The 3,147-nt window shown below is 51.2% G+C and carries 7 protein-coding genes and 1 pseudogene; 4 read left to right on the forward strand and 4 right to left on the reverse strand.

Annotation, left to right across the window (positions count from 1 at the left end; translation table 11 throughout):
- Positions 1-36 precede the first annotated feature (36 nt).
- From ACP5J3_RS12235 to ACP5J3_RS12250, 4 genes are all read left to right on the forward strand, one after another.
- Positions 37-162 (forward strand): CDGSH iron-sulfur domain-containing protein, encoded by a 126-nt coding sequence (locus ACP5J3_RS12235; protein ID WP_428495950.1) that lies wholly within the window; start codon positions 37-39, stop codon positions 160-162.
- A gap of 177 nt (positions 163-339) precedes the next feature.
- Entirely contained in the window at positions 340-573 is a 234-nt protein-coding gene (locus ACP5J3_RS12240; protein ID WP_428495946.1) for an FAD-dependent oxidoreductase, read from the forward strand.
- A 6-nt stretch (positions 574-579) separates the two neighbouring features.
- Positions 580-759, forward strand: a complete 180-nt coding sequence (locus tag ACP5J3_RS12245; protein ID WP_428495947.1) for a hypothetical protein — start codon at positions 580-582, stop codon at positions 757-759.
- Positions 750-887 carry a hypothetical protein gene (locus ACP5J3_RS12250; RefSeq protein WP_428495948.1) on the forward strand — a complete coding sequence of 46 codons (138 nt, stop codon included), beginning with the start codon at positions 750-752 and terminating at the stop codon, positions 885-887. Before ACP5J3_RS12245 ends, ACP5J3_RS12250 begins: the two co-directional genes overlap by 10 nt.
- A gap of 5 nt (positions 888-892) precedes the next feature.
- Here ACP5J3_RS12250 and ACP5J3_RS12255 read toward each other — a convergent pair whose 3' ends face one another.
- The 4 genes and pseudogenes from ACP5J3_RS12255 to ACP5J3_RS12270 form a co-directional block, all read right to left on the reverse strand.
- Complete coding sequence (locus ACP5J3_RS12255; RefSeq protein WP_428495949.1) at positions 893-1,207, reverse strand: hypothetical protein; 315 nt, start codon at positions 1,205-1,207, stop codon at positions 893-895.
- A 232-nt stretch (positions 1,208-1,439) separates the two neighbouring features.
- Entirely contained in the window at positions 1,440-1,604 is a 165-nt protein-coding gene (locus ACP5J3_RS12260) for a sulfurtransferase TusA family protein (protein ID WP_428495951.1), read from the reverse strand.
- A 111-nt stretch (positions 1,605-1,715) separates the two neighbouring features.
- Positions 1,716-2,123: a DsrE/DsrF/DrsH-like family protein gene (locus tag ACP5J3_RS12265; RefSeq protein ID WP_428495952.1), complete on the reverse strand. Its 408-nt coding sequence runs from the start codon at positions 2,121-2,123 to the stop codon at positions 1,716-1,718.
- A gap of 934 nt (positions 2,124-3,057) precedes the next feature.
- A pseudogene (locus ACP5J3_RS12270) lies at positions 3,058-3,147 on the reverse strand (transcriptional regulator); the annotation flags it as partial.

A 3,147-nucleotide genomic window follows, 5' to 3' on the forward strand; every position in this document is an offset into this window, starting at 1 on the left:
GGTGGTTGTACCAGCTCTCTTTCAAGCTATCTTCTAGTGGAGGTAGGCGGCCAGGTTAAGTACGCCCTCTGCCGTTGCGGGCACTCAGAGAAGAAGCCGTTTTGCTTAGGTGCGCACAAGGCTAGGCTTCAAAGCGCCAGAGGCTATTATAGGAGTAGCTAAGTAGGGCTGAACTTATGGAAATTGAGATTTTACAAACATTATATTTATTAGTGCTTTAATAATCAAATATCATTTGTAGATTATATGACCGTCTTTTATTTTTATAGATTGAGGCTTGTTTCTACTTGTATATTTATATTATTCTTTAATTTTAAATCTATCGGCTTGTGTTTATGCATGATTGTGGTGATTGGGGGAGGCGTGGTGGGGCTTTTCGCCGCCTACTATCTAAAACGCGAGGGCGTGGACGTAACCCTCGTCGAGGCCCGCGACATCGCCCACTCCTCGCGGGCGGCCGTGCTGGAATTTACCAAGTTTGAACTCAATAAGGCGGCGCTACGCCGCATAGACTCTCTCTGGCTCTTGACTTATCTAAAGATGTACGGCAGGGATCCCGGCGCTGACGTGTGAGCATTCATGAGCGAGATGGCCCAGTTCTCCAAGAGGGAGTATTTCAGACTCGCCGAGGAGTCAAACGACTTCGAGCTGAGGGAGGAGCCCGTCTACGAGGTGGTTGACGACGTGGAGAAGGAGGTCGACTCGCTGAGGCGGGATCCGCTTAGGCCGAGGTTTGAAGTGGGGGAATTGTGTATCTAGACGCCGTGGTGGTGTCAACGGACCTGCTCGCGGAGAGACTGGTCAGGGAGCTGAGTGGGGTTAAGGTAATCAGGAAGTTCGCCGCCGAGCTGGCGCTGGGGAGGAGGGGGACACCCCCTCACAACTAGGAGGTTCAGGTAATTGAGGCACAGCGATCCCTAATTAACTCTGCAAGGTTTTCAAGCCCCAGCTTGAGGATGTAGAACACCAGCACGTAGATCCTGTGGCTGTCCCTCACCGCGAGGCACAAGGCCCCGCAGTACTTACCCACAACGCCCTCCAGCTTATCGCCCTGGTGGGCTGGCGGTAGCTTGACCACGCCGCCCTCGGCGTATATCAGCGTCTTCAAGTTACAAGTACACACAATTTCAAACACCACATCCTCTACACACCTTTTGGCGTCTCTGGTAAACACCTCAAGCATTATATCATCAGAACCGGCCTCCACGGCACGCCTCTATAAAGCTAAGCGGTCCCCGGTTTTAAATCCTGGAGGCACTTCCCAAGGCGTGTAGGTACATATCCTTACCTCGCCGAGCGAGACAGCTTTTTCGGCAAGTTTTCGACCACCCATAGCTAGAAATATATAACTCGGCTTAAATATTTCCAGTAGTTTAAGCGCCGCCTCGTCCGGGGTGATTACCAAGGCGCAGATTACCTCGTCCTCTTTATTAGAAACCTCATCCGTCCCCCTCCAGCTCCACGTACTCAACCAGCTCGTTCTTTGTGAATTTACACCACACAGGTATGTCCTCCTTCGCACAAGGGTCATTTGTAATAACCTCAAGGTAGCCCCCACCGGCACGTCGGCGATAGCCCTCCTCAACTCTACAGGTCCCAGGCAGTGGGAGCCGCTTATTTTTATGCTCTTCCCTTTACAACCTCCACGGAGGCTCCGCAGATTGTTCTAAATAAGAGTTATTAACTATGGGGCTTGGAATACAGGAAAAGGAGGGTTAGATGAACAGCGTCACAGCGGCGTCCTTTGCCCTCTCTAGGAAGGTAGCTACGCCGACTACGTCGTCGACAAAGTCGGCGAGTGCGGACTTGTCCTTTATGCTAAACATCTCCATTGTGGTGGAGCAAGCATACACCTTCACATTCCCCATAGCCTTAGCCTGCCTCAACAACTCGTGCCACGGCAGGTAGTTCATTTTCTTAATTGCCTCCATAACTGCCGGGGCGTATTCCGAAAAGTCTGCGGATATTTTAGGCGGCGTGTTGAGGAGCTCCTTCCTAATGGCGTTGAGACCCCAGAAGGTGAAGAACACCTCCACCTCCCAGCCCGTAGCCGCCGCCGCGCTTGCTAGTATGGCAACTGGATAAAGCTTATCGGCGGTGCCAGACCAAGCTATTATAGCCAGCTTATTCTTCTTCTCAACTTTTCAGACATAACCCTCCGTTACGCTCTACATCTTAAATTTTATTAACAAGGGATTGGTTAATTAAACTTTTAAAAACAATATATTATGGAGAAGTCGCATCGAGTACATGAGGAGAGAGAAATATATTATGTAACAAGAGATAAATATTCCCGCTCTAGAGTTTAGAAATCGGCCTTTTCCTTTTTTTCTCGATTTTTTATGAATATAAATTTTCATAAATACTTTCTAAAAGTGTCAATTTACCTACATATGCTCATCGGCGTCATTACAGATACACACGACGACTCTCCGCCTCTCTGAGGTGCATCCGCATTAAACCTGTCGCCGTAGTTGTTACCAAAGATCGTGTAGATGGATACGCCAGATCCTAAAGCCCTCCTTAGTTGCAAGGTGGCGAAAAGGATGAGCATATCCGCTGTGATACATGTCCCCTTTCTTCTCTCCGGGCATCCCGGGGGGCACGGGGTCACGGGTCGCCAGCGGCTCCCGGGGCGGGCCGCGCCCGGAGGATCGCAAGCCCCCTTGGCGGCTTCGCCCCCGATGGGGGCTTCCCCGCCTTAGGCCCGTTTTAAAGGGCCACCCCACGCGACCCGGCGCGGGGCGGGGGCAACTATCTGTCCATGACCATAGAAAACGCATCCCCTATTTATGAATTAACGCATGGTGTCTAGCCACCTATCCCCCGCCTCTGCCACTTCCAATTTTTAGATTTGACTGGCCTCGGTTGTACTTCGCCTTCAGCCGCCGCGGCGTGTGGGCAGTTCTAAATTACGCGTCTGACGGTGCCAGGAGGCGCGTCAGACACTCCTCCTAACACAATGCCGTATGTTTTTTCTGAATCAGAAAGTTTGCACGATCTCAAGTCAGGTGGAATGTAGAGGATGGGAGCTGAGTGAGAGATTGGCTTTAAACCTTACTGTAGCGGTGCTTGTACCTCAACCTCCACCTCTGGCGGGCTCTGGCTGGCATCTACCTTTGTGTAGATCTCCCGTGTGGGGGTGCC

The organism is Pyrobaculum sp. (genome assembly GCF_049971835.1).
Lineage (GTDB): Archaea > Thermoproteota > Thermoprotei > Thermoproteales > Thermoproteaceae > Pyrobaculum.